Raw genomic sequence first — 26,708 nt, forward strand, 5'->3', positions numbered from 1 at the left:
CCGGTGCGTGATGCATGACATTGTAGTTGACTGTGCGGATCAGTCGGCGCGGTAGTTGGGCGCTTCCTTGGTGATCTGCACGTCGTGCACGTGGGACTCGCGCACGCCCGCGGAGGTGATCTCCACGAACTCGGTCTTGGTGCGCATGTCGTCGATGGTGGCGGCGCCGCAGTAGCCCATGGAGGCGCGGATGCCGCCGACCAGTTGGTAAATGATGGCGAGCACGCTGCCCTTGTAGGGGACGCGGCCTTCGATGCCTTCGGGGACCAGCTTGTCGGCGTTGTTGGCCGGGTCCTGGAAGTAACGGTCGGCCGAACCTTCCGTCATGGCGCCCAGGCTGCCCATGCCGCGGTACGACTTGTACGACCGGCCCTGGAACAGCACGACTTCGCCGGGGGCTTCTTCGGTGCCGGCGAACATGCCGCCCATCATGCATGCGAATGCGCCGGCGGCCAGCGCCTTGGCGACGTCGCCCGAGTAGCGGATGCCGCCGTCGGCGATGAGCGGAACGCCCGTGCCTTCCAGCGCCTTGGCCACTTCGGAGATGGCGTGGATTTGCGGCACGCCGACGCCGGCCACGATACGCGTGGTGCAGATGGAGCCCGGGCCGATGCCGACCTTGACGCCGTCGGCGCCGTGCTCGACCAGCGCGCGCGCGGCGGCTGCGGTGGCGATGTTGCCGCCGATGACTTCAACCTTGGGGTAGTTCTGCTTGACCCAGCGCACGCCTTCGAGCACGCCCTTGGAGTGGCCGTGCGCGGTGTCGACGATGAGAACGTCGACGCCAGCGGCGACCAGCTTTTCAACGCGTTCTTCGGTGTTGCCGCCTACGCCCACCGCCGCGCCAACGCGCAATTGGCCTTGGGCGTCCTTGCTGGCCATCGGGTGTTCGGTGTTCTTGACGATGTCCTTGACGGTGGCCAAGCCACGCAGTTCAAAGCCGTCGTTCACGATCAGCACGCGTTCCAGACGGTGCTTGTGCATCAGGGCCTGCGCTTCGTCGAGCGTGGCGCCTTCCTTCATGGTGACCAGGCGTTCCTGCGGCGTCATGATGTTGCGCAGGGGCTGATCCAGGTTTTCTTCGAAGCGCAGATCGCGGTTGGTGACGATACCGACCAGCTTGCGGCCTTCAACGACCGGCAGGCCCGAGATGCCATGCTGGCGCTGCAACGCAATGGCGTCGCGCACTTTCATCTGGGGGGTGACGGTGACCGGATCGATCACGATGCCGAATTCGTGGCGCTTGACGCGAGCCACTTCACGCGCTTGGGCGTCGGCGGAGAGATTCTTGTGGATGATCCCGATGCCGCCTTCTTGCGCCATGGCGATGGCCAGACGCGATTCGGTGACGGTGTCCATGGCGGCGGACACGAGGGGGATGTTCAGGCTGATGTTGCGAGTCAGGCGCGTGGCCAGGGAGGTGTCGCGCGGCAACACCTCGGAATACGCAGGCACCAACAACACATCGTCGAAGGTGAGCGCTTTTTGAACGAGACGCATGGGTAACTCCGGGCGCAAAGCGAGATTATACGCCGTCGGCATGTTTTGACTAGGTGTTGACCCTAGGTTGGGATGGATATTTATGACACTGCCTAACGACGTGGTTCACGCGCCTTAGCGTTTTATCCGGATTCTATTGACAGCTGTTTTTACCCGGGCAATAATCCTCCCCATCAAATTACCCGGATATAAATATGCCTTCCCCCCTCCCCGATTCCCACACCGCCTTCGAAGGCCATCGGATGCTGGCGGCCGGCGCCCTCGCCGACGTGGCGCTGGCCGTCAGGCAGGCGCTGAACGCGCGCCGCAACGACGCGGTGCTGGTTTTCGAGGACACGACCGGCAAGCAGATCGACCTCGACCTTCGCGGCGACGACGCGCAGATCGTCGCCCGCCATACGCCAACGGACGTTGTTGCCCCCGCGATTGACGACGCGCAACCCGGCGACACCCCGCGAGGCCGAGGCCGGCCGAAGCTCGGCGTAGTGCCCCGCGAAGTGACCTTGTTGCCTCGCCATTGGGATTGGCTAAGCGCCCAACCCGGCGGCGCGTCGGTGGCGCTGCGCAAGCTGGTGGAGCAAGCCCGCCGCGACAACGAGGCGCAGGATGCGCGGCGCCAACGCCAGGAAGCCGCCTACCGGTTCATGTCGAGCCTGGCCGGCGACCTGCCGGGTTTCGAGGATGCGACGCGTGCGCTCTATGCCGATGACCGCGATGCGTACGCCCGGCACGTCGCACAGTGGCCGAAGGATGTGCGCCGCTATGCGGCAGAACTGGCGTGGGGCGCACACGAAGGGTCTTCCGAAAGCGCTTGATCCCGGCACGGGTCCGCGCCGCGCTACGGCAAGACTTGCCAAGCTGTTGCAATTGAAGCCTGGAGAATCGCGGACCGCGGGCGTAACGTGAAAACGCGGCATATGCCGCGTTGCCTTTGCAGGTGCGCACCATGACGCCCACGACTTCCCGCCCCGATCCCCACCAAGCGGCCCCGGCTGCCGCGCCCGACACACATGCGCCGCCGCACGCGGAAAAAGAGCGCGCAAAGTCCGATCACCAGCACGAAGAAGCCCGGCGCAAGGCGCTGGTCGGTTCCCAGCACAAGGAGAACACGCGCGCCGTTGCGGCGCCGCGCTATCACGGACATCGGGGCGGCTGAAGGCGCCGGTTCCCGCGCTTGCCGGCCGCGCCCATTTCGACAGCGCGCTCGTCGGCAACGCGCCCCGCGGACCGCTCGAACGGGTTTTTGCGGTATGTTTCTGCAACCCCCGACGGATCCCGACGATGCAGTCCGACGAAAACTACCTTCTCTATGACGGCGATTGCCCCTTCTGCTCGAACTACGTGCGGATGATGCGGCTGCGCAAGGCCGCTGGGCCTATCGCCATGCTGAACATGCGCGACCATCCCGATCTGGCCGCGCACCATCGCGCGCAAGGCTATGACTTGAACCAGGGGATGCTGTTGCACCTGGATGGCCGCGACTACTGGGGCGCGGACGCGATCCACCGGCTGGCCTTGCTCAGCACGGGCAGCGATGTGTTCAATCGCCTGAACGCCACCATATTCAGCAACGCGTGCCTGTCCAAGGCGCTCTATCCTTTCATGCGCACCGGCCGCAGCCTGACGCTGACGTTGCTGGGCAAGAAAAAGATGCCTTGACACGCTTGCGGCGCAATTTCCGCACAATGCTGACGGCCAGGCGCACGCCTGCGGAACGCTCGTCCGCAAGTAGCAGGCCGGCCACCCGCAAGCCTATACACCCTGACAAACGGAACTGACCTGATGATCTATTTCTTTGGCGCCCTGCTTCTCGCGTCTACGCTGGCCGCTGCCGTCTACCGCCGCATGCAGCGCAGACCCGAGGACTCCGGCCGCGCCATGTCGCGCGACATGCTGTCGGGCGCCGCGATCTTCGCGTTCATGGGACCGGCCGTCGCCATAGTGCCCATCGCTGTGACCATGTCGATCGGCGCCCAGGATCCGGAACTGCTCCTGTTCGGTCTCTATGGGCTGCCGTGGGCGTATCTGTTTGGCGGTGTGCCGGCGCTCTTTTGCGGGATGACGGCGGGCGCGCTCAAGCCGGTCGCGCCGTCCTGGCTGGCCGTCCTGCGCATGGGGCTCATTGGCGCGGCGTATGCCTTTGTCTTTTTGCTGACGTTCGGCAGCCGCGACAGATCGTTGGCAGCGCTGGGATTTCCGCTGTTCATGGGCGCCCTGCCCGCCGGAGTCGCCGGTCTGCTGTGCGCGCGGGTTTTCTACGGCAAGCCGGTGACTATTCGCTAGCCCAATTCAAATCCGGCGACGCGGCGCCGTGCGCATGAAAGTACAACAGCGCGGACGCCGCCTTGGAACGGTCCACGCACTGGTACTGCGGATAACTGCCTGATTGGCCACCCGCCACCAGGTCCTGGTCGTGATCTTCGGATTTGGCGGGGTCGATCAGCGTGTGGATTCGCGTGTCGCCGCCGGAGGAGATGAACACGACATAGGCGCCATCACCGCCGCCGATCGACATGACCGTGTCGTCATCAATCACGAAGGCGGTCGAACTGAAGACCGCGCCATCCAGCCTGTCCAGGGCGGCGAGCAGGTCGCCCTCGGTCGGGGATTCATGCGCGCGGGTCTGTTCCTGGTCGCCTTGACGCATTTCTTCGATGATTCTGACGATTTTCACGGTGCTCCATTCGCCGGCTAGCGGCGCGTTGAGGGGTGGATGCATGCAAGGAACATGCAAGGGGAATCACGGCCGATACTACATTGGCCGCGATCCAAGCCGCCATTGACCACGCTGGAACGCTAGCGAATCACTGAGCGCGCGACGTGCGCGCGAAGAAGAATCGCAGCATCTCGGCCGTCGCATCCGGACCGGTCCGATCCGTGTAGGACCCTTGATCCGATCCGCCTGCCCAGGCATGGCCGGCGCCGTGGACATCCCAGCGTTCGGCGACGATGTTGCCCGCCGCATCGCGGTATACATGCTGCGTGCTGTCGCGCTTGCTGCCCGCGCCCCCCACGCGAACGGTTTCGACACGCGCGTTGGGCCCCACGCTGGCCGCGATCACGTTGCCGGCATTGGCGGGATTGACGGTGGCGTCGCGATCGCCATGAAACACGATGACCGGCACGCCGTTGCCGGCGGGTGCGGCGGGTTTCAGGCCCACGCCCTTCATGGCGGACAGCGCCGAAGGCAGGTCCGTCGCCGCGCCCGCGGCCAACCCCGAATGCACACCTGCCGCCGCATACAGTTCGGGATAAGCGCCCGCCAGAATCGCTGCCATCGCCCCGCCCGCCGACAGTCCCGCGACATACACGCGCGTGGGATCAATGTTGTGGGCGGCGATCACCTCGCGCGTCATGCCCGCAAGGATGGACGGCTCGCCCCGGCCTGGCTGCTGATGGTTGTGCTTGAACCAGTTCCAGCACTTCTGCGGATTGGCGTCGCTCGATTGCACGGGGTACAGCACATGAAAGCCCTGCTCGCGCGCGGCCGCATTCATGGCGGTGCCCGCCGCGAAATCGTCGGCATCCTGCGTGCAGCCGTGCAGCATGACGACCAGCGGGCGCGGGGCGCCATCCGGGTTGGGCGGCACATACAGCTTGTAGCCGCGCTGCCCGGACGAATTGCGGAATGACCCCGCCGTGAACGTATCGCCCGCGGCGGCAGGTTTTGGGGCGGATTGGGCAGCGTCGCCGGAAACGTGCGGCGCCGCGCTGGAAGCTTGGGCGGAATCCGGAACTTCCCAAGCCTCCACGTCGATGACGTCGGCATCGTCCTGCCGGGCAGGCGCGGCAGCCAGGCCGTTTCGCAGGGCAGCCTGGATGGCGGCAGTTGCCGCCGTCAGATCGCCGGCCTGGGTGAGTTGGGTAGCCCGGTGCATGAGGTGCTGAAAATCAGGGTGCATGGCGTGACCTTTTTTTGCGCCGCGAGGGTCAGCGGATGCGCTGACGCAGGGCGGCTTTGACGGCGGGGCTGGCATGTAGCGCCCCCAGTACCGTCAGGGATTCGATCGTGGCGAGCGCAAGCGCGGGCGTGACGTCGGAGGCAATGGTTGCCAGGCCCAGCACCCGGATCTGAAGCATTTCGCCCGCGGTCTGGACCGCGAGCAAATCCTGGGCGGTGTAGTGCTGGATGCCCAGCACCAGCGTCTTGCGGCTGACGGCCTGGCGCACGGCGTCGCCGTGGGTGGCAAGTTGATTGCGGATGGCCGTGCGGATGAGGTCCGTGCGGTTGGCGTAGAACCCTTCCTGGACGAGCAAATCAATCTGGCCCAGGTCGACATAACCCAGGTTGATGGTGATTTTTTCGTCCGCAGGCTTGGGCGTGGAGGCGAGTTGAGAGGTGCGAGGCGGCATGGATCGAATAATAGACCATCCACTTGGATGGTCTATGGATGTTTCAACTTGATATATCCACGAATGGACAACCCAGGGAATGGACACCCCCAGGATTACGGCGACACCCGCAACTTGCTCATTGTGGAATTCGGCAAGGACTGGGCCGCCCGCCGGACGACAAGATCGAACACCGGTTGGCCAGCCACGTCGGCGCGCCGTTGTCCGCGCCGAACCGCCCCAAGCGCCGCTAGATAGAAGTCTGGCTCACGCCTGTCCGGGGCTTCCGACAGTTTCCGGGCTGTTTCGCTTGGCCACGCGCTGCAGAAATGCATCCAGCGCCGGATTATCGTGCTGCGCGTGCCAGGCAAGGTACATGTCCGCGTAGAGATCGCGCTGGCCAATCGGCCGGAACACGACACCTTCAAACCGCAGCTCGCGGGCGGAATCCGGCACGAGGCCCACGCCCAGCCCGGCTCGCACCAGCGCCAGCAAGGTATGCGTCTGCCCGGCGCGCTGCACATACTGCGGCTGCACGTCCGCCAGGCCGAAAGCGCCCACGATGCGGTCGTAGAAATACTTGCCTTCGCGGGGCGAATACAGCACGAATGGCTGCCCCTGCAGCAACCGCAGGGGCACGATGGCGTGCTCGCACAAGGGCGAATCGGCGGGCAGCGCCAGCACCAGCGGTTCACGCTCGAGCAGGCGCGACTCGATGCCTGCCTGTTGCGGCACGCTGCGCGCCAGGATGGCGTCCAGCTCGTGGGCCAGCAGCAGGCGGCTCAGCTCGGTCGTCACGGTTTCGCGCAACTGGATCTCCACGCCCGGCAGCAGCTTGCGCGCCTGCACGATAAGCGACGGCATCAGGCGATACGAAGCCACGGCCGTGAAGCCCAGCCTGATGTGGCCGGCTTCGCCGCCGGACGTGCGGCGCGCGGTGGCGGCGGCCTGCGCCGAAAACTCAAGCAAATGGCGTGCATCGCGCAGAAAGCGCCGGCCGGCGGCGCTAAGCACCACCTGCCGGCTGTTGCGCTCGAACAGGGTCACGCCCAGGTCCTGCTCCAGCAGCTGGATCTGGCGCGAGAGCGGAGGTTGCGTCATGCACAGGCGCTCGGCGGCGCGGCCGAAGTGCAATTCTTCGGCAACCGCAATGAAGCACTCGAGCTGGCGGAATTCCATCGATTCAATCCTTGAATTGATTGATGCTATTTATAGCTCGAACGGCTATCCATGGACAGGCATCCCTATACTCGGCTGCAGGGCTGGATTCCGGCCCGCGAAGCATCAGGATGCCTTACCCGCAGCACCATTTTTTTGCGGCCTCGCCGCCATCAACGCCATAAAAGAGAAAATCCATGGAGACAAAGAACACCGCCCGGATTCGCGTCCGGCTCCTCGCCGCGGCGCTGGCCCTGGCTGCTACCGCCGCCTTGCCGCACGCGGCCAGCGCCGCAGGGTATCCGGAACGCCCGATCAATCTGATCGTCCCCTTCTCACCCGGCGGCGGCACCGACATCTCGGCGCGCCTGCTGGCCGCGGCCCTGGGTGAAAAATTCTCGTCGTCGGTGGTGGTGGACAACCGCCCGGGCGCCGGCGGCCAGATCGCCGCCGACCTGGTGGCCCGTTCGCAGCCCGATGGCTACACGCTGCTGTTCGCAAACTCGGGCATGCTGGCGATCAACCCCTGGATCTACAAGCTGCATTCCGACCCGGTGAAGGCGTTTGCGCCCGTGTCGCTGTTTTCGGACCTGCCGTTCGTGCTGGTGGTGCCTGCCAGTCTGCCGGCCAAGAACGTCGCGGAGCTGGTGACGCTGACCAAGTCCCAGCCCGGCAAGCACACCTTTGCCAGCTCGGGCACGGGCGGCGCGCCCCACCTGTCCGGCGAGATCTTCCAGGAAGCCACCGGCGTGGATCTGGTGCACGTGCCCTACAAGGGCGGCGGCCCGGCGATGACCGATCTGATGGCCGGACGCGTCGACATGCTGTTCGCGTCAGTCCTGGAGACCATGCCGTATGTCACGGCCGGCAAGCTGCGCGCGCTGGCCGTGACCGGCGCGACTCGCTCGCCCGCGATGCCGGACGTGCCCACCATCGACGAAGCCGGCGTCAAGAACGCGCAGAGCGGCTCGTGGACGGCGGTACTGGCGCCGGCCGGCACGCCGCAGGCCGTGATCGACAAGCTGTCCGAGGCGATCCGCGCCGTGGCGGCCGATCCCGCGGTCAAAGCCAAGCTCGAATCGCAGGGCGCCGTCGCCCACGGATCTACACCCAAGGAGCTGCAGGATCTGGCCGCTAGCGAGCGCGAACGCTATGGGCAGATAATCAAGTCCCGCAACATCCAGACCAACTGATTCCGGTCCCGGCCCGCCTCGGCGGGCCTTTCCTTCTTACCTATATAAGCCGTATCCATGACTGCATCCCTTCCCGCCTCCGCCGCCGATCTGCTGATGGTCGGTCCCCTGCTGCCTGAACTGGTGGCCGACCTGGAATCGCGCTACCGCGTTCATCGCCTCTGGGAGGCCCAGGACAAGGCGGCGCTGCTGCGCGAACATGGCGCCGCCATCCGCGGCATCGCCACCAGTGGCCGCTTCGGCGCGACAAAGGAATTGATCGACGCCCTTCCCGCTCTGGAAGGCATCTTCAGTTTTGGCGTCGGGTACGACACCATCGACATCGCGGCGGCCAAGGCGCGCAACGTCGTGGTCACCAACACGCCGGGCGTGCTGGACGCCTGCGTGGCCGATACCGCGCTGGCCCTGATGCTGGCCGTCTCGCGCCGCATCGCGGAAGCCGACCGCTTCGTGCGCGCCGGCCGCTGGCCCACCGAAGGATTCGGCCTGGGTTCGCGCATGACCGGCAAACGCTGCGGCATCGTCGGCCTGGGCAACATCGGCCTGCAGATCGCCCGCCGCGCGCAGGCCTTCGACATGGAGATCCTGTACACCAACCGCAAACCGCGCCCCGACGCGCCCGAGGGCTACCGTTATTGCCCGGACATCCTCGAGCTCGCCGCGCAATGCGACTTCCTGGTGCTGGCCGTGCCGGGCGGCGGCGCGACGCGCCACATGGTGAACGCACAGGTGCTGGACGCCCTGGGTCCGGACGGCTGGCTGATCAATATTGCGCGCGGCACGGTGGTCGACGAAGCCGCACTGGTAGCGGCGCTGCAGAACAAACGCATTGCCGGCGCCGGCCTGGACGTGTTCGAACACGAACCGGCCACGCCCCCGGAACTGAACGCCATGGACAACGTGGTGATGCTGCCGCACATTGCCAGCGGCACCCACGAAACACGCCGCGCGATGGCGGACCTGATGCGCGCAAGTCTGGATTCGTGGTTCCGCGAAGGCCAGGTGCATACGCGCGTGGTGTAACGCGCAACTGCTGACTTCTGAGGCTTGCGCGGCCTGCCGGGTTGACCGGCAGGCCATTTTTCAGGCGGCTTCCACCGCCGGCGGATCGATGGACCGTTGCGGGGCGGGCAAGGTGCGATCACAAAGTGCCCAACCCGATGCCGGGTTGCGCCGGTCGTGCAGATAATCCCAATTGGCGCCGCATTCGCCGCACGTGAATGCCTCGTGCGTGACGCCGCGTTGCGCCAGGGGCAACGAGCGGACATGGCCCAGGCTGATCAGGTTTTTATGCCCCGGCGCCCCCGCCTGATCCACGGTGATGGCCGCGCATTGGCCGCACAGCATCGCTCCACTCCCTTTCATTTTGCTTTCACGGAATGGTACGGACGACGGAGCTCCAAAGGCTCAACAATTCTCACATTCTGTATTGCGGAGTTACCCGTTCCCACGAAGCGGGCGCCATTGCTGTAAACACCGACGCCTGCCTTTCATCCCGGCGGACTATACTGGATAAATAAACAGTATTTTCCGCCATGCCGTTCAAAAACCCCCTTTCCCACGCCGACCTGCGGTGCATCCGCGAGCGTCAGCCCTGGAACCCCGATGTGATCACCCTGCTTTGGGAGGTCAAGCGGCTGCGTTCGATCTTGCTGCGCGCCTATCAGCTATCCGGCGACTTCAAGCGCCCGGCCGGCATCACCGGCGAGCTCTACGACGATTTCATACGCGACCTGCACCGCGAACCCTGCGTGCTGGAGCGCGACGACATGAAAGACGCGCTGCTGGAACCTTCCAACCGGTTGCGCAAGGGGATGGCTCCCAGATAGCGCTGGAGCGCAGACGGGCGCGGGAGTATCGTCAAAGGCGCATCTTGGCCCAGAACGGAGATGTCCCATGTCTGACCATTCGCAAGCAGAACTGGAAAACGGCGCGTCGCAACAGGGCAACCTCGTGCAATTCCTGCTGTGGATTGCGGCGCGTCCTCGCACCTACGCAGAGACCATGGAAGCGTGGCGTACCCACTGCCCCAGGCTGTCGGCCTGGGAAGACGCCACGGCGAATGGCCTGATCGACATGACGCAGGAGCAAAGCACCGTGAAAGGCGAAGCCGTCCTGGTGCTGACGGAAAAAGGCCGTGCGCTCCTGGCCTCCCATGCGCCGGTTCAGGGCGCGCAAGCCGGACCCGACGGGTCCTAGCGCTTCTCCCCGGCCCACCCCATTTCCATCGCTGGAATCGCGCCTGCGCGGCGCTGAATCGTCCTTCAGCGGCTGCGCCTTCTCTTGGCGCGCCGGACCGGGCCCACCTCCGGACTTACCCTAAGTCCTTGAAATAACTCGCGGTAATTAAAAATGCGCGGTCATTCGCATCTAGGGAATTTACTTATGCCTTTTTAGTATTTGTAGGGTGCATACTCGAGCGGCCAGAATTCGTCCTTGGCATAAATCAAGACCAATGGAACTCCGTCAACTCGAGGCCTTTGCGGCCGTCATGTCCACCGGCAGCGTCACCGCGGCCGGACGGCTGCTGGGACGCTCGCAGCCGGCGATCAGCCGGTTGTTGCAGGAACTGGAGGCCGAAATCGGCTATCCCCTGTTCGCGCGCAGCGGTCCCCGCGTGACGCCGACCGAACAGGGGTTCCTGCTGTATGACGACGTTGAACGCGCACTGACCAGCCTGCAGCAGATCCGCGGCCGGGCCGATGAAATCGCGCGCGGCCAGGCGCAGCCGCTCCTGGTGACCGCCACGTCCGCCCTCGCCGCCGGTCTGGTGCCCGCTGCCCTCAAACGCATCGAAGACCGCCTCGGCGCCGCACGCGTGCAGTTGCGCAGCGCCTCGCCGGAACGCGTGGTGCACGCCGTGCTGTCGGGCGCCGCGCAACTGGGCGTGACCAGCCTGCCGCTGGAACACCGCGGCCTGACCGTGCACTGGATTGCCCAGGCGCCTTGCGTCGTCGCCCTGCCCGAAGACGATCCTGTGGCGCAGCATGCCGTGGTGCCGGTGTCGGCCCTTGCCGGCCGCCGTCTCATCACCATGGCCAATCCCTATCGCCTGCGCCGCCGTCTGGACGCGGCCCTCTCGCACAACGTACAGGCGCTGGGCACCATCGAAACCAATTCGTCCGTCAATGCCCTGGCCGCCGTCCGCGCCGGGCTTGGCGTGTCGGTGCTGGAACCCGTGACTGCCTACGGCTCGCCGGTGGCGGGCGTGGCGATCCGGCCCATCGACCTGGATATCCCCTTCTTTTTTGGGGTCATCACCCCGCAGTCGCAAACGCTGACGCCGGCCTGCCAGGCCATGGCGGACGCGCTGGCCGAAGCTGCCGCAGCCCTGCTGCCGGGCTTTGTGCTGCACGACGCCTGCGAGCATTCGGCGCTGTTGCAGTCGATCTACGGCGATGACGCCCCTGTTATGGAAACACCCGCATCATGAATCTGCCCATTGCCACCCCGCCGCAAGGCCTGCCCGCCCTGGAGGCGCGCCTTCGGCAAGATCTGTCCTGGCTGGAACTGCCCGCCAAGAACTGGGTGACGCCCCGGCTGGTCGATGGCCAGCAGGTGCTGGACGTGGCCATCGTCGGCGGCGGCATGGGCGGTCTTGCGGCGGCCGCGTCGTTGAAGCATCTGGGCATCGACGCGCCGATTTTCGATCAGGCGCCCGAAGGCTTCGAAGGCCCGTGGGCCACGACGGCCCGCATGGAGACGCTGCGCTCGCCCAAGCAACTGACCGGTCCCGCACTCGGCCTGCCCGCCCTGACCTTCCGCGCCTGGTTCGAAGCGCAATTCGGCCTGGACGCATGGGAAGCGCTGGACAAGATCCCGCGCCTGCAATGGATGGACTACCTGCGCTGGTACCGCCGCGTGCTGAACCTGGACGTGCGCAACGAACACCGCATCCTGTCCGTGCAGCCGCGCGCCGACAAGCTGGTGGAACTGGACATCCAGTCGCCCGCCGGGCGCAGCACCGTCCTGGCCCGCCGTGTCGTGCTGGCCACTGGCCGCGACGGCCTGGGCGGCGCCTATGTGCCTGACTTTGCAAAGAAACTGCCGCGCGACCGTTGGGCGCATTCGTCCGACGTGATGGACTACAACACGCTGGCCGGCAAGCGCGTCGGCGTCGTGGGCGCGGGCGCATCCGCCATGGACAGCGCGGCGACCGCGCTGGAAGCCGGCGCGGCCAGCGTCGACCTGCTGATCCGCCGCAACGACATCCCCCGCATCAACAAGGGCAAGGGCGCGGGCAATCCCGGCCTGACCCACGGCCACCTGACGCTGCCCGACGAATGGAAGTGGAAGATCCGCCACTACATCAACGCCGCGCAAGTGCCGCCCCCGCGCGGCAGCACGCTGCGCGTGTCGCGCCACCCGAACGCCTTCTTCAACCTGGGCTGTGGCGTGCTGGACCTGGCGCTGATCGATGACGATATCCACGTCACCACGCCCAAGGGCGTGTTCGTGCTGGACTTCCTGATCTTCTCCACGGGCTTCCGAATCGACTGGACCGTGCGCCCGGAATTCGCGCCTCTCGCGCCTCACGTGCGCGCCTGGGGCGACCGCTACACGCCACCCGCCGGCGAGGAAGACCAGGAACTGCATGATTCGCCCGACCTGGGCCCCGTCTTCGAACTGCAGGAAAAAGTGCCCGGCGCCTGCCCCGGCCTGGATCGCGTGCACTGCTTCTCGTACCCCGCCGCGCTGACGCAAGGCACGATCTCGGGCGACATCCCCGCCATCAGCGAAGGCGCCAAGCGCCTGGCGCAAGGCATCGCAGGTCTGTTCTACCGCGAAGACGTGGCCACGCACTACGCCAACATGGAAGCGTTTGCTGAGCCCGAAGTGTTAGGCGATGAATGGACCCCAGCCCCGGCGCCGGCGACCGCTTCGCAGGCGGAGACCGCGCAATGACCGCATGGCTGCTACGCCGCGTGGCGCAAGCCGCCGTGGTCGTGTTCCTGATGACGCTCATCGTCTTCGTGGGGCTGCACGCCATCGGCAACCCCGTGGACATCCTGATCGGCCAGGACGTGGACCAAGTCGACCGCGCACGCATCATCGCCGAACTCGGCCTGGACAAGCCCCTGTGGCAGCAGTACCTGGCCTTCCTGAATGGCGCGCTGCATGGCAACCTGGGCAACAGTTTCGTCTACAACATTCCGGCGATCGAACTGGTGATCCAGCGCCTGCCGGCCACGCTTGAATTGGCGATCACCGCCCTGTCGTTTGCCGTCATCGTCGGCCTGCCGCTGGGCCTGTTCGCCGGCCTGTACCCCGACAGCCGCGCGTCCAAGATGATCATGGCAGGCAGCATCGTCGGCTTCTCGCTGCCCACGTTCTGGGTGGCGCTGATGCTCATCATGGCATTCAGCGTGTCGCTCGGCTGGCTGCCGGCCAGCGGCCGCGGCCAGACGGTGGAGTTCCTGGGCTTCCAGTGGTCGTGGCTGACGGCCGACGGCTGGCGCCACCTGATTCTGCCGGCGTTCAACCTGTCGCTCTTCAAGATCTCGCTGGTCATCCGCCTGACCCGCGCCGGCGTGCGCGACGTGATGCCGCTGGACTTCGTGAAGTTCGCGCGCGCCAAGGGCCTGTCGCCGTTCCGCGTGGTCTGTGTGCACGTGCTGCGCAACACCATGATCCCGCTGGTGACGGTGCTGGGTCTTGAACTGGGTTCGACCATCGCCTTTGCCGTCATCACCGAAAGCATCTTTGCCTGGCCCGGCGCCGGCAAGCTGATCCTGGACAGCCTGAACGCGCTGGACCGCCCCGTGATCGTGGCCTACCTGATCGTGGTGGTGTGCCTGTTCGTGACGCTGAACCTGATCGTCGACATTCTGTACAAAGTGCTGGACCCCCGGGTGCGGCTGGAGGCCACGGCATGAGTTCCGTATCCAATACCGCGCAGGCGCCTGCCCTGCGCCGCGAGTCGCCGTGGCGCCGCAACCTGACCGAGTTCCTGTCGTCCAAGACGGCGGTGCTGGGCCTGGTAGTGGCCACGCTGCTGATCCTGGCTGCCGTGCTGGCGCCCTGGATCTCGCCGCAGAACCCGTATGACCTGCTGCAGATCGACGTGCTGGACTCGCGCCTGCCGCCCGGCACCATGAACGGCCTGGAGACCTTTCACTACTGGCTGGGCACCGACGGCCAGGGCCGCGACCTGTTGTCCGGCATCCTGTACGGCCTGCGCATCAGCCTGATGGTGGGCGTGGGCTCGGCGCTGATCGCCGGCATCATCGGCACGCTGCTGGGTCTGTTGGCCGCCTACGCCGGCGGCAAGGTCGACGCCTTCATCATGCGTCTCGTGGACCTGATCCTGTCGTTCCCGTCGATCCTGGTGGCCATGATGATCCTGGCCTATCTGGGCAAGGGCGTGGGCAACGTGGTGCTGACGCTCGTGATCCTGGAATGGGCCTACTACGCCCGCACCGCGCGCGGCCAGGCCCTGGTCGAACGCCGCCGCGAATACGTCGAAGCCGCCCGCTGCCTGGACATTCCCAACTGGCGGATCATGTTGAAGCACATCCTGCCCAACTGCCTGCCGCCGCTGATCGTCATCGGCACGCTGCAGATCGCGCGCGCCATCACGCTGGAAGCCACGCTGAGCTTTCTGGGCCTGGGCGTGCCGGTGACCGAACCGTCGCTGGGCCTGCTGATTTCCAACGGCTTTCAATACATGCTGTCCGGCGAATACTGGATCAGCTTCTACCCCGGCATCGCGCTGCTCATCACCATCGTGGCGATCAACCTGGTGGGCGACCGCCTGCGCGACGTGCTGAACCCGAGGACCCACAAATGACCGACCGCACCGCCTCGGCTGGCGCGCCGGCCACGCTTGAAGTGCGCAACCTGCGCACGCAGTTCCATACCCGCGCGGGCGTGCTGCCCGCAGTGGATGGCGTCTCTTTTAAGCTGGAACGCGGCAAGATTCTGGGCCTGGTCGGCGAATCCGGCTCGGGCAAGTCCGTGACGGGCTTCTCCATCATGGGTCTGGTCGATGCGCCGGGCCGCATCGCCGGCGGCGAGGTCCTGTTCCAGGGCCGCGACCTGACCAAGCTGGCGCCGCGCGAGCTGCGCAAGTTGCAGGGCAACCGCATCGCGATGATCTTCCAGGATCCGATGATGACGCTGAATCCCGTGCTGCGGGTGGACGTGCAGATGATCGAGACCGTGCGCGCCCATAACAAGATGAGCAAGGCCGAGGCCCGCATCCTGGCGCGCGACACGCTGGGCATGATGGGCATTCCCAGCCCCGAGGAACGCCTGCTGGCCTACCCGCATCAACTGTCCGGCGGCATGCGCCAGCGCGTGGCCATTGCCATTGCCATGCTGCACCGCCCGGATCTCATCATTGCCGACGAACCCACCACCGCGCTGGACGTCACCATCCAGGCGCAGATCCTGTCCGAAGTGCAGAAGCTCGCGCAGCAGCACGGCACCAGCCTCATCTGGATCACGCACGATCTTTCCGTGGTAGCCGGCCTGGCCGACGACGTGGCCGTCATGTATGCCGGCCGCATCGTCGAACACGGCAAGGTCGACGACGTGCTGGACCGTCCGCAGCACCCGTACACCGTGGGCCTGATCGACAGCCTGCCCAGCAACAACCAGCGCGGGCAGCGCCTGCGCCAGATTCCCGGCATGACGCCGAACCTGCTGCACCTGCCGGCCGGCTGTGCGTTCGCGGCGCGTTGCGCGCGCGCCACCGCCGCCTGCGGCCAGCAACCCGGCATTACCCAAGCCTTACCCGACCACGACGTGCGTTGCTTCCATCCTTCCATTCAGATCCACCGCGAGGTGGCGGCATGAGCGCAACCGCCAACGCCCCCACCCCGCTGATCGACCTGCGCCAGGTCAGCAAGCGCTTCGGTGAACGCAAGATCGGCGCCGCCGGCCGCGCGATGCAATCGCTGGGCCTGTCCAAGCCGCCCGCCATCACGCGTGCCGTGGACCATGTCGATCTCATCGTGAACCCCGGCGAAGTCGTCGGCCTGGTCGGCGAATCCGGCTGCGGCAAGTCCACGCTGGGCCGCATCGCGGCCGGCCTGCTCACGCCGTCGGGCGGCGAGGTCCGCATCAACGGCGTGCGCCCGGCCGACATGAACGCGGCCGAAGCCCACGCCGCGCGCCTGAAGGTGCAGATGATCTTCCAGGACCCCTATGCCAGCCTCAACCCGCGCCTGCGCGTGGACGAGATCGTCGGCGAAGCGGCGCGCATTCATGGCCTGGTCGGCAACGGCGACTTCGACGACTACGTCAGCGCGCAACTCGAGCGCGCGGGCCTGGACCCCGCCCTGCGCCAGCGCTATCCGCACCAGTTCAGCGGCGGCCAGCGCCAACGCATCGGCATTGCCCGCGCGCTGGCCGTGCAGCCGTCCATGCTGGTCTGCGACGAGGCCGTGGCCGCGCTGGATGTGTCGATCCAGGCGCAGATCCTGAACCTGTTCATGGACCTGCGCGAAGAGCTGAACCTGACGTATCTCTTCATCAGCCATGACCTGGGCGTGGTCGAACACCTGTCCGACCGCGTCGTCATCATGTACCTGGGCCGCGTCGTGGAAACGGCGACGGTGGAAGAAGTCTTCCAGCGTCCCAACCACCCGTACACCCAGGCGCTGCTGGCCGAGATTCCCACCCTGAAGTCGCGCCACAAGACCTTTACCGCGATCAAGGGCGAGATCCCCAGCCCGCTCAACCCGCCTACCGGCTGCCATTTCCATCCGCGATGTCCGCACGCGATGCCGCGCTGCAAGACCGAGGTTCCCACATTGAAGGGAATCGCCATCAACCACCTGAGCGCCTGTCACCTGAACGACATGGCCTGACGATCAATGACTGCGGCACGACCGCCGCGGTCAATGGACCCACTCCGTTCCCCCTCTACCAAGGATCCCGGACAATGAAACGCCTGATTCTCTCGACCCTCACCGCCGCCATCCTGGGCGCCTCGGCCGCGGCCTCCGCCGACAACCTGTCGATCGGTTTTGCCGACCCGCTGTCGTCGCTGGACCCGCAGTTGAACAACCACGCCGGCGACCGCTCGGTGGCCCTGCACTTCTGGGACCTCCTGATCGAGAACAAGTGGAACAAGCTGCAGCCGGGTCTGGCCGTGAGCTGGAAGCCGCTGGACAACACCACCTGGGAATTCAAGCTGCGTGAAGGCGTCAAGTGGCAGGACGGCACGCCGTTCACGGCCGACGACCTGATCTACTCCTACACCCGCGCCCGCGGCGTGCCCGGCAGCGTCGCCACCTACGCCGGCTACCTGCGCACCATCGACACGATGACCGCCAAGGATCCGCTGACGCTCATCGTCAAGACCAAGGCCCCGAACCCCGACCTGCCCCTGAACCTGGCGTCCATCCACGTCGTCAGCAAGCACGTCGGCGAAAAGTCGTCGACCGAAGACTACAACTCGGGCAAGGCCGTCGTCGGCACCGGTCCCTACAAGTTCGTGTCCTACACCCCCGGCGACCGCGTCCTGATGGAACGCAACGACGCCTACTGGGGCGACAAGCAGATCTGGGAAAAGGTCAACTACCGCTACATCAACAACGCCGCCGCCCGCACCGCCGCCCTCTTGGCCGGCGACGTGGACGTGATCGACAAGGTCTCGGTGTCCGACCTGGCCAAGCTGCAAAAGGCCTCGAACATCTCGGTCTACCCGTACGACGGCCTGCGCGTCATGCTGCTGCAACCCAGCTTCAACCCCGCGCCCAACCAGTACATCACCGACAACAACGGCAAGCCGCTGGACAAGAACCCGCTCCTGGACGTGCGCGTGCGCCAGGCGCTGAACCTGGCCATCAATCGCAAGGCCATCGCCGACCGCATCCTGCAAGGCGCCGCCACCGAAGCCAACCAGTGGATGCCCAAGGGCACCTTCGGCTACAACCCCGAAATCAAGGACATCCCGAACGACCTCGCGCAAGCCAAGAAGCTGCTGGCTGAAGCGGGCTTCCCGGATGGCTTCAAGCTGACCATGCACGTCCCCAACGACCGCTACCCGCAAGGCCCGGAAACGGCCCAGGCGGTCGCGCAGTTCTGGACCCGCGTGGGCGTGAAGACCCAGGTGGAAGTCGTGCCGTGGGCTGTGTACTCGGGCCGCGCCAACAAGAACGAATTCGCCGTCAGCATGTTGGCGTGGGGCAACGGCACGGGTGAAGCCAGCTACGCGCTGGTCAACATCCTGGCCACGGTCGACGCCAAGAAGGGCCTGGGCGCGTCCAACTGGGGTCACTACAGCAACGCCAAGGTCGACACCGCGCTGGAGCAATCCACCTCGGAATTCGACGTGGCCAAGCGTGAAGCCATCCTGCGCGACTCGGTCAAGCTCGTGTCCGATGACGTCGGCATCATCCCGCTGTTCCACTACAAGAACATCTGGGCAACCAAGAAGGGCCTGAAGGTCACGCCGATGACCAGCGACCGCACGGCCGCCATGATGGTCACCAAGGTTTCGGACAAGTAAAGCCATGGCGCCGACCCTGACCATCACCCCCGCGGACGCCCTCATCGACGTCCCGCGCCAGATCCGCGTCGAACACGTGGCGCCCGGCGCGACCGTCGAGATCACCGCCCTCACCGGCCGCAACGGCGTGGTCTGGCAAGCCCAGGCCGCCTACACGGCGGGCGAGGACGGCGTGGTTGACCTGACCCGCGAAGCGCCCGATTCCGGCGACTACACCGGCTTGTCCCCGATGGGGCTGATCTGGGCGCAGTCCCCCGAGGACGGCAAGAGCCGTGAATACTTCAACCACCCGGTGACCGACGCGTTGGTCACCGACGTGGTGGCTCGCGTGGAAGGCGCCGAAGCGCGCGCCAGCTTCACGCAACGCCTGGCGTCCGACGGCGTCACGCGCGTCGAGGTCCGCGAGGAAGGTCTGGTCGGCACCCTGTACCTACCCGCCGGCAGCGCGCCGGGATCGCATCCCGCCGTCATGATCCTGAACGGGTCCGGCGGCGGCATCAATGAACCGCGCGCCGCCCTGTACGCCTCGCGCGGCTACGCCGCCTTTGCGCTGGCGTACTTCAAGGCGCCCGGCCTGTCGGACTACATCTCCAACACCCCGCTCGAATACTTCCAGACCGGACTGCGCTGGCTGCGCAAGAAGGTCCGGCCCAAGCACGACTTCGTCGCCATCAGCGGCCAGTCGCGCGGCGGCGAACTGGTGCTGCTGTTGGGCGCCACCTTCCCCAAGGAAGTGTCGGCGGTCGTGGCCTACGTGCCCGGCGCTGTCGTGCACAGCGGCCAGAACGCCTGCGACCCCAAGATCGGCCGCGAAGGCCCGACGTGGCTGCTGGGCGGCAAGCCCGTTCCCCACGTCTGGGAAAACAACCGTACCGCCACGTGGGCCCCGTTCGATGAAGGCCCCGCGCCGCATCGCCACGAAAAGGCCATCCTGACCGCGCTGCAAGACCCCGACGCCGTCGCCCGCGCCCGCATCCGCGTGGAAGACATCGAAGGCCCGGTCATGCTGCTGTCCGGCACCGACGACGGCTCGTGGCCGTCCAGCCTGTATTCGAAGATGGTGCAGGACAAGCTGGTCGAGGTGCAGCACCCGTACCCGGTCAAGTGGCTGGATTACGAGAACGGCGGCCACTCGATCCTGTTCCCCTACGTGCCCACCACGCAGCTTGTGTATGCCCACCCGGTGTCGGGCAAGATCAGCACCAGCGGCGGCAACCCCAAGGACAACGCCCGCGCCGACCAGGAATCCTGGGAAGGCGTGACGTCGTTCCTGGATGCGGCGGTGAAGGCCAAGGGTGCGGCGGCTGCGACTGCGGTCGACAAGCGCAACGCCGGTTGAAAGAAACTTTAGGAGAATTCCTCAATGGCACAACAACCCATCGTCTACGACATCAACAAAGACCTTGTCGACCAGCTCGTGGGCCTGACGCCCGGCACGCAGACCTTTGACGTGCGCCACAAGCGCGACAAGGTCGCCGCCGCCACGCAAGGCAGCTACGACGCCCTGTTCGACCCGGCCCTGCCCGGCCTGTCGCTGGCCGACCGGCTGCTGGTCGCGCTGTATGCCACGCGCATCACGCCGTCGCCGCTGCTGGCTGCGCACTATCGCGCCCGCGCCGTGGAAGCCGGCGCCGCGGCAGCGGACATCGCCGTCGCCGAATCGGGCAAGCCGGCTGACGCCGCCAACCCGCAACTGGCCGCCGTGCTGGAATTCACGCGCAAGCTGATTGAAAAGCCTGTCGAAGGCGACGAGGCGGCGCTGAAGACGCTGCCGGCGGCGGGGGTTTCGACGCCCGCTGTAGTCACCCTGTCGCAGCTGATCGCCTTCCTGTCGTATCAGACGCGTCTGGTGGCGGGGTTGGTGGCGATGAAAGCCGCTGAGGGTCAAGGCGCCGGTTCTGCTGCCGCGGAAGCGACTGCCGTCATCAACCCCGGCAACACCGAACCCGGCGACGTCATCAAGGCCCACGGTTTCACGAACGAAGTCCTGGAGTGGAAGGCCTGGCTCGACGTCGTCAACGTCGACACCGCCACGCCAGAACAGATCGCCGTCCTGGAAGAAAGCCACCCCAAGGCCAAGGTCTCGGACTACTACCTGTTCCTGGTTCACCAGCCGGAAATCCTGCGCCAACGCTCCACGGCCTTCAACGCCATCATGTATGCCCCGGGCGGCATGTCGCGCGCCGAACGCGAGCTGGGCGCCACCGTGGTGTCGCGCGTCAACGGCTGCGTGTACTGCGCGTCGGTGCATGCGCAGCGGTTCGAGCAACTGGCCAAGCGCAATGACGTGATTGGGCAGGTGTTCGAGGATCCGATCACGGCTGGCACGACCAAGCGTGAACAGGCTATTGGCAAGTTCTCGATTCAAATCACCGAAGCGCAGGCTGACGTGAACGCGGCCAGCATCCAGGCGCTGAAGGACGTTGGATTGAATGAAGGCGAGATCCTGGATCTGCTGCATTCGGACGCGATCTTTGCGTGGGCGAATCGGTTGATGCTGAATCTGGGTGAGCCTGTCCTCGTGACGGTCTGAGGCGCTCCCTTGACCTGCGTGTCTGGCGCCGGCGCTCAGGAAGAGCCGGAGTCAAACACGCAGAGAGGTAAAATGCCTCTTTCCGCACCTCTACGCGCCCCGCCCCAGCGGGGCGCTTTGCCTTTCCCCATGTCCGAAAAAACCCACGACATCCGCCCCGGCCAGTCGATCGAACTGCTCAAGGCTCTGCACATCCTGACCCGCGACGGCAAGATGAACCAGGACAGCCGCCGCAAGCTCAAGCAGGTCTACCACCTGTTCCAGTTCATCGAGCCGCTGCTCAAGGACGTCCAAGCGCAACGCGGCGCCGTCACGCTGGCCGACCACGGCGCGGGCAAGTCGTATCTCGGTTTCATCCTGTACGACCTGTTCTTCAAGGATCAGCCCGAGGCGCTGAAGAACGGCTCGCACATCTTCGGCATCGAAACGCGGGAAGAACTGGTGAAGTCGTCGGAGGAACTGGCCAAGCGGCTGGGCTTTGGCGGCATGTCGTTTCTGAACCTCTCGGTTGCAGAATCGATCACCTCGAACAAGCTTCCCGCATCGATCGACGTCGTTACCGCCCTGCACGCCTGCAATACCGCCACCGACGACGCAATTCATTTTGCGTTGGAGAAGAAGGCCAAATACATCGTGGTCGTGCCGTGCTGCCAGGCGGAAGTGGCTTCGGTGCTGCGGAGAAACAAGGCAAAAGCGCTGGCCGATCCGCTGGCAGAGATCTGGCGGCATCCGCTGCACACGCGGGAGTTCGGTAGCCAGATTACGAATGTGCTGCGGTGCCTGCAGCTCGAAGCCCATGGGTATCAGGTCAGCGTGACCGAACTGGTCGGCTGGGAACACTCGATGAAGAATGAGCTGATCATTGCGCAACACAAGAATCTGCCGACTCGCAAGCCGGCTGAGCGGTTGACCGAGATGTTGGACAGGATCGGCCTGCAGGAACTGAAAGATCGATTTTTCTTGCCGCAAGCTGCGTAACACGCAAAAGGACCACCAGCGGCGATGAATTTTTCCCACTACCTTGATCGGGTTCGAGCGGTATGCGACGCGCACGGTCACGCGCTAAACCTCAACCCGGGCGCGGCGGAATCGGTCCTGGAAGCGGTAGAGGCGGAACTTGGCTTCCTTATCGCTGCGGACGCCCGGCAGGCTTGGCTTCGTGCCAATGGGGCCGAGCGCGATGTGCCGGTGTTCATGCAGCCGGGCTATTTGACGGCTTACGATTTTCTGCCGTTGGAAAAGGCGATTGCGGCACGAGCGCGTATGGCAGACCGAGCGCCGCGATATGTCGGATACGCTGAACCGGAGCCGCGAGATGCGCGCATCAGGGACGGCTGGTTTCACCAGGGCTGGCTGCCCTTCGCCAGTTTCGGCGGCGCAACACTGCTGATGATGATCGACCACTCGCCCACCGAGGCTGGCACACCGGGGCAGATCATCGCCTTCACCCATGACCCGGACCAGATCACCTGGGTGGCGCCGAGCTTTGAGGCGCTATTGATGGGGTCGATTGCCGAGATCGAAGCCGATCCGGAGGAGTTTCTGGGGGAGTATTAAGCAGTATCTATGAGCCCCGACGAGACAGAGCGCGCGAAATGCTGATGATCCTTATCTTTCCCCTTGTATTCGTGGGCGTCCTGACGATCTGGCTGGCTTGTGTGGTGAAGGGACGCTCGGTCAAAAGAGCGCCGCCTGCGCTTACCGTTACCCTCTTCGCGTTAGTACTTTGCTATGCCATGGGATTGATACTGATAGCACTTGACCCATGGTTTGACGACAACGGCGTACCGGAATTCATCTCCTGGAAATATCGTTGGGCATGGGCGGCGTCGATCGCAGGCTGGCTCGCAATTGTTGTCTTGCCTGCGATGCTCGGACTTCGGGCAGTCTTCCTTTCGCGTGCTCGGAAGCAGTTTCCGCTTGCATGAATGCCACCGGGTTCAAGTTTGAGAGGATGCAAAAGAAAGGCCGTGACTTGCGCCACGGCCCCAGGCATCGGCTAACTGCGTCACCCTACCTATGCCCCAACTTTTAACGCCATTTAGCCGCCGCTGCTTTATCCAGATTACTCGCCGCAGACCATCATGAGATCTGAAGCTGCCGTCCTACAGCGAGCGCTCGCTGGGAACGGAATATGGATTTATCAGCGGTTCCACCTGCAGCACATCGCATGCTGCAGGCGTATGAAACCACCGCGGCAATCATTACGGAAATAAGACTACTTCGAATCTTTTGGGAAACTTGGCTGACTGGCCGTGATGAATGATCGGCTCCGGTAGATAAAACGCCGAGCGCGTTATTCAGAATGAGAGCATTTTGAAATTCTGCCCAGCACCACGCTGACCGGGCGCTGGGCATTCTATCGGGGCGAGACGTCAGGTATTCGACGATCCCGGCCGCGTCGCGTTCAAGTACCCGCGCAGCTGCACCGCGGCGGGATCAGGACGCCTTTCCCAATTCAGACAAGCCGCGGCCGCGTCAGTCTCCTGAGCTTCGACGCAAGCGATCGGAAGACTGTTTATTCAACCGTTTGGCTTCGTCTTCCGCGTAATCTTCCTCGCCCGATTCGTACTGGCCTTCATAGCCGCAGCTGCTGCGAAGCAATCCGCACTCGCCCACGACCGAGCAGCCCGAACTCATGGCGGCAAGAAACAACACAACACCGTAGCGGCTTAACGTTTGAATCGACATATCGCTCCTTGGGAATGGGTCTGGCATTCGTCACACATAGGATGCCATTGTGCAGGGGCGAAGATGTGTCGGCAGGCGCGCTGCGGCGTTTCGAATTGTCTCTGGCTGTAGGCTGACGATTGTCCACGCCCCTGCGCAGTCATAGATGCCGATGGCTGCAGCCCATGACCTGACCCGTCAGTTCGCCGATCAAGCCCGCCAATCCTTCCGCACTCTCACGATCCAGTCCTCCGCATTGCACCACCCGGAATCCCATCGCCAGGCTGTAATGCCAATCGAGTTCAAGGATGCGATAACTGCGTCCGCTTTCCTCGCATTGCCATTGGACGGCCGGGTTCTCGTAGGCTTCGCCGATGAAGTCGATGTGCGACTCGGCGGGCATCGGCATGGCGGGTTCGTTTGATCCCGGCACGCTCGGCGCGAAAAGATTTTCGCCGACCATGACGCGGGGATTCGGCCCATCGAAGGCCAGCAACATGAGCGGAAAGTGTCTGGGATCGGCGTCGTAATCCTCTCTGACAGCATCGCTCAGGTAGGGTCTGGCCGCCGGGCCGAGGCAGTATTGGACGCTGCGCCATGACGCGTCATCTCCGTCGAAACCGTCGTCGTTGTTGGCGCGGTAGGGAATGGCGCCGCCATGCGCCGGCAGGACATAACCCCCTTCCAGCAGCCGCGCTTCCAACGCGGGCCAATTGGGTGGCGGCAGATGGAAGTCACGGGGGAAAATGAACTGATGGTGTTCAGACATGGGCGGAATCCGAAAGCCGTGAGGGTTTGGCGATGTCAGTTAATGACGGGCGCGTACTGAAACGGTGATGCTGGAGTATTACAGAAATAGGTGCCGGACCAAACCCGCCCGTATTCAGCCGCCCCGCAAAGGAGGACAATAATCGCCGGAACGAACGGAGCGAATCCATGCGCGCTTTCGTGCAGAAGCCCAAGGCGGCGGTTCACAAAGTGCCGGCCGCAAGCCGCAAACGAGACGCGGCGGATAAGCGTGCAGCGTCGCGCACGCCGCCAGATGAGGCTGCGCGCGATACGAAACTTCAGCGGTGGCGTCCGGTTCACGCGGTCACCACGATATCCGTGCATCCCCCCGGCACGCACCTTGAGATCAGCCATCCCGGCGACGCGTCAGAGCAGGAAGCGCATCGCATGTCCGAACGCGTGATGCGCATGCCGCAGTCTCAAGACGATCAGGCGCACGGCGCCGTGCCGTCCACCTTGCAACCCACACCGGTTCCACCGCCTCCGCTTTTGCGGCCGCCTGACCCGCACAACGCCGCATCGCTCGATGACGTTCCCGGCCTGCGCGACGTGCTATCCATGCAAGGCCGTCCCCTCGACGCCCATACCCGCGCCTTCATGGAGTTTCGTTTCCAGCGCGACTTCAGCCACGTCCAGCTGCATTCCGATGCGCTGGCGACTGATTCTGCAAGGGCCGTTGAAGCCCGCGCCTATACCGTCGGCCATCACATCGTTCTGAACGCGGGTCAGTACGCGCCGGGCACGACCGCAGGCCGAGCGCTGCTGGCGCATGAGCTGGCGCACGTGGTTCAGCAATCGTCGATGAGCACGCACGGCGCCCGTCTTCTCCAGCGCGACGCAAGCGGTCCGACCTATGGCAATCTGCCCAGGGATCTGCCGGCGCCGGGATCGTCGGGCGAAGTCGTCCGGCTCAGGAACGTCAACGGCACGTGGAAGGAGGTCGGCACAAAGTACGTCCGCACGGCGCGCGGCAACTATGACTTTGTAGTGAAAGACGGCGAGATCTTCGCCGTCAAGTCGAAGAGGACGGTCGGCGGCGGATATGGTCACACCGAAGCGGCGCGCGGCGAACGCGTCAACTGGGCGGGCCAGGTGGATTTCGAGAGCGGCAAGGTCAAGACCTGGAACGATGGTACGGGTCACTATCGATCCTTATCGACCATGCGCGACCCCGCCGTGCGAGCCGGGCTACCCGACGAAAAGTTCGTTCAGCACCCGGATAACGTGGGACGCCCCCGGCCAAGAGGGTCCCTGCCCCAACTCCCCGTCGAACAACCCGCCACCAAACCCCGCATTCCCGGCGAACAGCCCAAGGTCCCCGCCGGCCCGCCTCGGATGGAGGAATTTGAACAACGCTTCGGCAAGAAAGCTGCGTCCGCGCCCGCCACCACCGCCGCCCTGGCCGAAGAAGCCGGATCGGTCCTGAAAGTCCAAGGCCGCGCGGCCTCAGCGTTGAGCAAGATCGGCAGCGCCGCCGGCTGGGTGGCGGACTTCCTGATGCCCGGCCCGCAGGACGCGATCATGCTGATGGTGCAATTTGCGATGACCTACGCCGAGGCGCAGGAAGCGGCGCGCGCGGAAGGGATGCGCACGGGCTTCGGCCACGGTCTTAGCGCTGGATTGCTGCGGTTAAGCCGAAGCTGGATCCGCGACAACCTGGCGCCCAGGGTCATCAGCCGCAGCGTCGCGAGCGAGGTGGCGGCTACCACCGGGTATCGGGAAAAAGGCATGGTCCAGGGCCTGGTGGCGGGCATCTCGTTTGCCGAGCGGCTCAATGCGGATCAGCGCAAGGCCCTGCTGAAAGAAGCGACGCGTGCCATGCGGGCCAAGGGCGATGACGTGACGTTACGCGCACGCTGGGAGCGTGGCTACACCGCCAACGACATCATCGACCTGTCCGTCGCACTGGCGCCGCGAATCGACGAAATCCTGGAGGAGGCGCGCAAGAACGAGGAACTGCGCCAGGCGGCCGAGGAGTGGGAAAAGCTGAAGAAGTATGGGCCGCTTCTGCCACTGGTGCCGTTGTTCGAGCAGTAGCCGCTGTGGCATAGTCGCTGTGCCCTGCCCGACC

At 65.0% G+C, this 26,708-nt stretch carries 29 protein-coding genes; 21 read left to right on the plus strand and 8 right to left on the minus strand.

The genetic code is table 11. The annotated features are described in order from the left end of the window. Positions 1-39 precede the first annotated feature (39 nt). Positions 40-1,500 carry an IMP dehydrogenase gene (guaB, locus tag AB3147_RS15945; protein WP_175121189.1) on the minus strand — a complete coding sequence of 487 codons (1,461 nt, stop codon included), beginning with the start codon at positions 1,498-1,500 and terminating at the stop codon, positions 40-42. A 194-nt stretch (positions 1,501-1,694) separates the two neighbouring features. On the opposite strand from guaB, the gene AB3147_RS15950 reads away from it, so the two are divergent. The 4 genes from AB3147_RS15950 (at position 1,695) to AB3147_RS15965 (ending at position 3,783) form a co-directional block, all read left to right on the plus strand. Beyond that, positions 1,695-2,315 carry a DUF2239 family protein gene (locus tag AB3147_RS15950; protein WP_218344185.1) on the plus strand — a complete coding sequence of 207 codons (621 nt, stop codon included), beginning with the start codon at positions 1,695-1,697 and terminating at the stop codon, positions 2,313-2,315. Positions 2,316-2,446: 131 nt separating this feature from the next. Beyond that, positions 2,447-2,656 (plus strand): hypothetical protein, encoded by a 210-nt coding sequence (locus tag AB3147_RS15955; RefSeq protein ID WP_218344186.1) that lies wholly within the window; start codon positions 2,447-2,449, stop codon positions 2,654-2,656. 125 nt (positions 2,657-2,781) lie between these two features. Then, positions 2,782-3,159: a DCC1-like thiol-disulfide oxidoreductase family protein gene (locus tag AB3147_RS15960; protein WP_056562054.1), complete on the plus strand. Its 378-nt coding sequence runs from the start codon at positions 2,782-2,784 to the stop codon at positions 3,157-3,159. Positions 3,160-3,282: 123 nt separating this feature from the next. Next, the gene (locus tag AB3147_RS15965) at positions 3,283-3,783 is read left to right on the plus strand and encodes a hypothetical protein (protein WP_367352398.1); all 501 of its coding nucleotides are present in this window, start codon (positions 3,283-3,285) and stop codon (positions 3,781-3,783) included. On the opposite strand, the gene AB3147_RS15970 is transcribed toward AB3147_RS15965, so the two are convergent. The 4 genes from AB3147_RS15970 to AB3147_RS15985 all read right to left on the minus strand — a co-directional run bounded on the left by AB3147_RS15970 (position 3,773) and on the right by AB3147_RS15985 (position 7,011). Continuing rightward, positions 3,773-4,174 carry an Imm1 family immunity protein gene (locus AB3147_RS15970; RefSeq protein ID WP_175136215.1) on the minus strand — a complete coding sequence of 134 codons (402 nt, stop codon included), beginning with the start codon at positions 4,172-4,174 and terminating at the stop codon, positions 3,773-3,775. The genes AB3147_RS15965 and AB3147_RS15970 overlap by 11 nt on opposite strands. Positions 4,175-4,304: 130 nt before the next feature. Continuing rightward, on the minus strand, positions 4,305-5,402 hold the full coding sequence (locus tag AB3147_RS15975) for an extracellular catalytic domain type 1 short-chain-length polyhydroxyalkanoate depolymerase (protein ID WP_367352399.1): 1,098 nt from the start codon (positions 5,400-5,402) through the stop codon (positions 4,305-4,307). 28 nt (positions 5,403-5,430) lie between these two features. Next, on the minus strand, positions 5,431-5,853 hold the full coding sequence (locus AB3147_RS15980; RefSeq protein WP_367352400.1) for a CopG family transcriptional regulator: 423 nt from the start codon (positions 5,851-5,853) through the stop codon (positions 5,431-5,433). Positions 5,854-6,099: 246 nt separating this feature from the next. Further along, positions 6,100-7,011, minus strand: a complete 912-nt coding sequence (locus AB3147_RS15985) for a LysR family transcriptional regulator (protein ID WP_175121181.1) — start codon at positions 7,009-7,011, stop codon at positions 6,100-6,102. Between the two features lie 176 nt (positions 7,012-7,187). On the opposite strand from AB3147_RS15985, the gene AB3147_RS15990 reads away from it, so the two are divergent. Beyond that, positions 7,188-8,183, plus strand: coding sequence for a Bug family tripartite tricarboxylate transporter substrate binding protein (locus tag AB3147_RS15990; RefSeq protein WP_175183743.1), 996 nt, complete (start codon positions 7,188-7,190; stop codon positions 8,181-8,183). Between the two features lie 57 nt (positions 8,184-8,240). After that, entirely contained in the window at positions 8,241-9,206 is a 966-nt protein-coding gene (locus AB3147_RS15995; protein WP_367352401.1) for a 2-hydroxyacid dehydrogenase, read from the plus strand. A gap of 60 nt (positions 9,207-9,266) precedes the next feature. Here AB3147_RS15995 and AB3147_RS16000 read toward each other — a convergent pair whose 3' ends face one another. Next, a complete protein-coding gene (locus AB3147_RS16000) occupies positions 9,267-9,548 on the minus strand; it encodes a hypothetical protein (protein WP_255595845.1) in 282 nt (93 codons plus the stop codon). A gap of 170 nt (positions 9,549-9,718) precedes the next feature. Between AB3147_RS16000 and AB3147_RS16005 the strand changes: the two genes are divergently transcribed. From AB3147_RS16005 to AB3147_RS16070, 14 genes are all read left to right on the plus strand, one after another. Further along, the gene (locus tag AB3147_RS16005) at positions 9,719-10,012 is read left to right on the plus strand and encodes a hypothetical protein (protein ID WP_175136209.1); all 294 of its coding nucleotides are present in this window, start codon (positions 9,719-9,721) and stop codon (positions 10,010-10,012) included. Positions 10,013-10,079: 67 nt separating this feature from the next. Continuing rightward, positions 10,080-10,382, plus strand: a complete 303-nt coding sequence (locus AB3147_RS16010; protein ID WP_367352402.1) for a hypothetical protein — start codon at positions 10,080-10,082, stop codon at positions 10,380-10,382. Between the two features lie 256 nt (positions 10,383-10,638). Then, positions 10,639-11,616 carry a LysR family transcriptional regulator gene (locus AB3147_RS16015; RefSeq protein WP_175136208.1) on the plus strand — a complete coding sequence of 326 codons (978 nt, stop codon included), beginning with the start codon at positions 10,639-10,641 and terminating at the stop codon, positions 11,614-11,616. Continuing rightward, entirely contained in the window at positions 11,613-13,088 is a 1,476-nt protein-coding gene (locus tag AB3147_RS16020) for a SidA/IucD/PvdA family monooxygenase (protein WP_367352403.1), read from the plus strand. The genes AB3147_RS16015 and AB3147_RS16020 overlap by 4 nt, the downstream gene beginning before the upstream one ends. Beyond that, complete coding sequence (locus AB3147_RS16025) at positions 13,085-14,059, plus strand: ABC transporter permease (protein WP_056566643.1); 975 nt, start codon at positions 13,085-13,087, stop codon at positions 14,057-14,059. Before AB3147_RS16020 ends, AB3147_RS16025 begins: the two co-directional genes overlap by 4 nt. Further along, the gene (locus AB3147_RS16030) at positions 14,056-14,973 is read left to right on the plus strand and encodes an ABC transporter permease (protein WP_175136206.1); all 918 of its coding nucleotides are present in this window, start codon (positions 14,056-14,058) and stop codon (positions 14,971-14,973) included. The genes AB3147_RS16025 and AB3147_RS16030 overlap by 4 nt, the downstream gene beginning before the upstream one ends. Then, positions 14,970-15,983, plus strand: a complete 1,014-nt coding sequence (locus AB3147_RS16035) for an ABC transporter ATP-binding protein (protein WP_175121173.1) — start codon at positions 14,970-14,972, stop codon at positions 15,981-15,983. The genes AB3147_RS16030 and AB3147_RS16035 overlap by 4 nt, the downstream gene beginning before the upstream one ends. After that, positions 15,980-16,999 carry an ABC transporter ATP-binding protein gene (locus AB3147_RS16040; RefSeq protein WP_175136204.1) on the plus strand — a complete coding sequence of 340 codons (1,020 nt, stop codon included), beginning with the start codon at positions 15,980-15,982 and terminating at the stop codon, positions 16,997-16,999. Before AB3147_RS16035 ends, AB3147_RS16040 begins: the two co-directional genes overlap by 4 nt. A 74-nt stretch (positions 17,000-17,073) precedes the next feature. Further along, on the plus strand, positions 17,074-18,645 hold the full coding sequence (locus AB3147_RS16045) for an ABC transporter substrate-binding protein (protein WP_367352404.1): 1,572 nt from the start codon (positions 17,074-17,076) through the stop codon (positions 18,643-18,645). 4 nt (positions 18,646-18,649) lie between these two features. After that, positions 18,650-19,984 carry an acyl-CoA thioester hydrolase/BAAT C-terminal domain-containing protein gene (locus AB3147_RS16050; RefSeq protein ID WP_367352405.1) on the plus strand — a complete coding sequence of 445 codons (1,335 nt, stop codon included), beginning with the start codon at positions 18,650-18,652 and terminating at the stop codon, positions 19,982-19,984. A gap of 24 nt (positions 19,985-20,008) precedes the next feature. After that, entirely contained in the window at positions 20,009-21,178 is a 1,170-nt protein-coding gene (locus AB3147_RS16055; RefSeq protein WP_367352406.1) for a CMD domain-containing protein, read from the plus strand. A 129-nt stretch (positions 21,179-21,307) separates the two neighbouring features. After that, complete coding sequence (locus tag AB3147_RS16060; RefSeq protein ID WP_367352407.1) at positions 21,308-22,156, plus strand: class I SAM-dependent methyltransferase; 849 nt, start codon at positions 21,308-21,310, stop codon at positions 22,154-22,156. Positions 22,157-22,180: 24 nt separating this feature from the next. Further along, positions 22,181-22,735: an SMI1/KNR4 family protein gene (locus AB3147_RS16065; RefSeq protein WP_367352408.1), complete on the plus strand. Its 555-nt coding sequence runs from the start codon at positions 22,181-22,183 to the stop codon at positions 22,733-22,735. A 38-nt stretch (positions 22,736-22,773) separates the two neighbouring features. Continuing rightward, positions 22,774-23,106, plus strand: a complete 333-nt coding sequence (locus AB3147_RS16070) for a hypothetical protein (RefSeq protein ID WP_367352409.1) — start codon at positions 22,774-22,776, stop codon at positions 23,104-23,106. A gap of 550 nt (positions 23,107-23,656) precedes the next feature. On the opposite strand, the gene AB3147_RS16075 is transcribed toward AB3147_RS16070, so the two are convergent. Together AB3147_RS16075 and AB3147_RS16080 are read right to left on the minus strand one after the other, a co-directional pair. Next, positions 23,657-23,869 carry a hypothetical protein gene (locus AB3147_RS16075; protein WP_175121166.1) on the minus strand — a complete coding sequence of 71 codons (213 nt, stop codon included), beginning with the start codon at positions 23,867-23,869 and terminating at the stop codon, positions 23,657-23,659. Positions 23,870-24,008: 139 nt separating this feature from the next. Next, positions 24,009-24,617 (minus strand): hypothetical protein, encoded by a 609-nt coding sequence (locus AB3147_RS16080; protein WP_367352410.1) that lies wholly within the window; start codon positions 24,615-24,617, stop codon positions 24,009-24,011. 167 nt (positions 24,618-24,784) lie between these two features. On the opposite strand from AB3147_RS16080, the gene AB3147_RS16085 reads away from it, so the two are divergent. Beyond that, on the plus strand, positions 24,785-26,674 hold the full coding sequence (locus AB3147_RS16085; RefSeq protein ID WP_367352411.1) for an eCIS core domain-containing protein: 1,890 nt from the start codon (positions 24,785-24,787) through the stop codon (positions 26,672-26,674). Positions 26,675-26,708: the final 34 nt, after the last annotated feature.

It is taken from the genome of Achromobacter animicus (assembly GCF_040775605.1).
GTDB lineage: Bacteria > Pseudomonadota > Gammaproteobacteria > Burkholderiales > Burkholderiaceae_B > Achromobacter > Achromobacter animicus.

What these genes read in the sequence shown, in the direction of transcription:
- AB3147_RS15955 (WP_218344186.1), top strand. Translation starts at nt 2,447, where the DNA reads ATGACGCCCACGACTTCCCGCCCCGATCCCCACCAAGCGGCCCCGGCT.
- AB3147_RS16055 (WP_367352406.1), top strand. Translation starts at nt 20,009, where the DNA reads ATGGCACAACAACCCATCGTCTACGACATCAACAAAGACCTTGTCGAC.
- AB3147_RS15950 (WP_218344185.1), top strand. Translation starts at nt 1,695, where the DNA reads ATGCCTTCCCCCCTCCCCGATTCCCACACCGCCTTCGAAGGCCATCGG.
- AB3147_RS15990 (WP_175183743.1), top strand. Translation starts at nt 7,188, where the DNA reads ATGGAGACAAAGAACACCGCCCGGATTCGCGTCCGGCTCCTCGCCGCG.
- AB3147_RS16010 (WP_367352402.1), top strand. Translation starts at nt 10,080, where the DNA reads ATGTCTGACCATTCGCAAGCAGAACTGGAAAACGGCGCGTCGCAACAG.
- AB3147_RS16040 (WP_175136204.1), top strand. Translation starts at nt 15,980, where the DNA reads ATGAGCGCAACCGCCAACGCCCCCACCCCGCTGATCGACCTGCGCCAG.
- AB3147_RS16085 (WP_367352411.1), top strand. Translation starts at nt 24,785, where the DNA reads ATGCGCGCTTTCGTGCAGAAGCCCAAGGCGGCGGTTCACAAAGTGCCG.
- AB3147_RS15995 (WP_367352401.1), top strand. Translation starts at nt 8,241, where the DNA reads ATGACTGCATCCCTTCCCGCCTCCGCCGCCGATCTGCTGATGGTCGGT.
- AB3147_RS16065 (WP_367352408.1), top strand. Translation starts at nt 22,181, where the DNA reads ATGAATTTTTCCCACTACCTTGATCGGGTTCGAGCGGTATGCGACGCG.
- AB3147_RS16030 (WP_175136206.1), top strand. Translation starts at nt 14,056, where the DNA reads ATGAGTTCCGTATCCAATACCGCGCAGGCGCCTGCCCTGCGCCGCGAG.
- AB3147_RS15965 (WP_367352398.1), top strand. Translation starts at nt 3,283, where the DNA reads ATGATCTATTTCTTTGGCGCCCTGCTTCTCGCGTCTACGCTGGCCGCT.
- AB3147_RS16080 (WP_367352410.1), bottom strand. Translation starts at nt 24,617, where the DNA reads ATGTCTGAACACCATCAGTTCATTTTCCCCCGTGACTTCCATCTGCCG.
- AB3147_RS16050 (WP_367352405.1), top strand. Translation starts at nt 18,650, where the DNA reads ATGGCGCCGACCCTGACCATCACCCCCGCGGACGCCCTCATCGACGTC.
- AB3147_RS16000 (WP_255595845.1), bottom strand. Translation starts at nt 9,548, where the DNA reads ATGAAAGGGAGTGGAGCGATGCTGTGCGGCCAATGCGCGGCCATCACC.
- AB3147_RS16060 (WP_367352407.1), top strand. Translation starts at nt 21,308, where the DNA reads ATGTCCGAAAAAACCCACGACATCCGCCCCGGCCAGTCGATCGAACTG.
- AB3147_RS15960 (WP_056562054.1), top strand. Translation starts at nt 2,782, where the DNA reads ATGCAGTCCGACGAAAACTACCTTCTCTATGACGGCGATTGCCCCTTC.
- AB3147_RS16005 (WP_175136209.1), top strand. Translation starts at nt 9,719, where the DNA reads ATGCCGTTCAAAAACCCCCTTTCCCACGCCGACCTGCGGTGCATCCGC.
- AB3147_RS16075 (WP_175121166.1), bottom strand. Translation starts at nt 23,869, where the DNA reads ATGTCGATTCAAACGTTAAGCCGCTACGGTGTTGTGTTGTTTCTTGCC.
- guaB (WP_175121189.1), bottom strand. Translation starts at nt 1,500, where the DNA reads ATGCGTCTCGTTCAAAAAGCGCTCACCTTCGACGATGTGTTGTTGGTG.
- AB3147_RS15975 (WP_367352399.1), bottom strand. Translation starts at nt 5,402, where the DNA reads ATGCACCCTGATTTTCAGCACCTCATGCACCGGGCTACCCAACTCACC.
- AB3147_RS15985 (WP_175121181.1), bottom strand. Translation starts at nt 7,011, where the DNA reads ATGGAATTCCGCCAGCTCGAGTGCTTCATTGCGGTTGCCGAAGAATTG.
- AB3147_RS16045 (WP_367352404.1), top strand. Translation starts at nt 17,074, where the DNA reads ATGAAACGCCTGATTCTCTCGACCCTCACCGCCGCCATCCTGGGCGCC.
- AB3147_RS15980 (WP_367352400.1), bottom strand. Translation starts at nt 5,853, where the DNA reads ATGCCGCCTCGCACCTCTCAACTCGCCTCCACGCCCAAGCCTGCGGAC.
- AB3147_RS16020 (WP_367352403.1), top strand. Translation starts at nt 11,613, where the DNA reads ATGAATCTGCCCATTGCCACCCCGCCGCAAGGCCTGCCCGCCCTGGAG.
- AB3147_RS16035 (WP_175121173.1), top strand. Translation starts at nt 14,970, where the DNA reads ATGACCGACCGCACCGCCTCGGCTGGCGCGCCGGCCACGCTTGAAGTG.
- AB3147_RS16015 (WP_175136208.1), top strand. Translation starts at nt 10,639, where the DNA reads ATGGAACTCCGTCAACTCGAGGCCTTTGCGGCCGTCATGTCCACCGGC.
- AB3147_RS16070 (WP_367352409.1), top strand. Translation starts at nt 22,774, where the DNA reads ATGCTGATGATCCTTATCTTTCCCCTTGTATTCGTGGGCGTCCTGACG.
- AB3147_RS16025 (WP_056566643.1), top strand. Translation starts at nt 13,085, where the DNA reads ATGACCGCATGGCTGCTACGCCGCGTGGCGCAAGCCGCCGTGGTCGTG.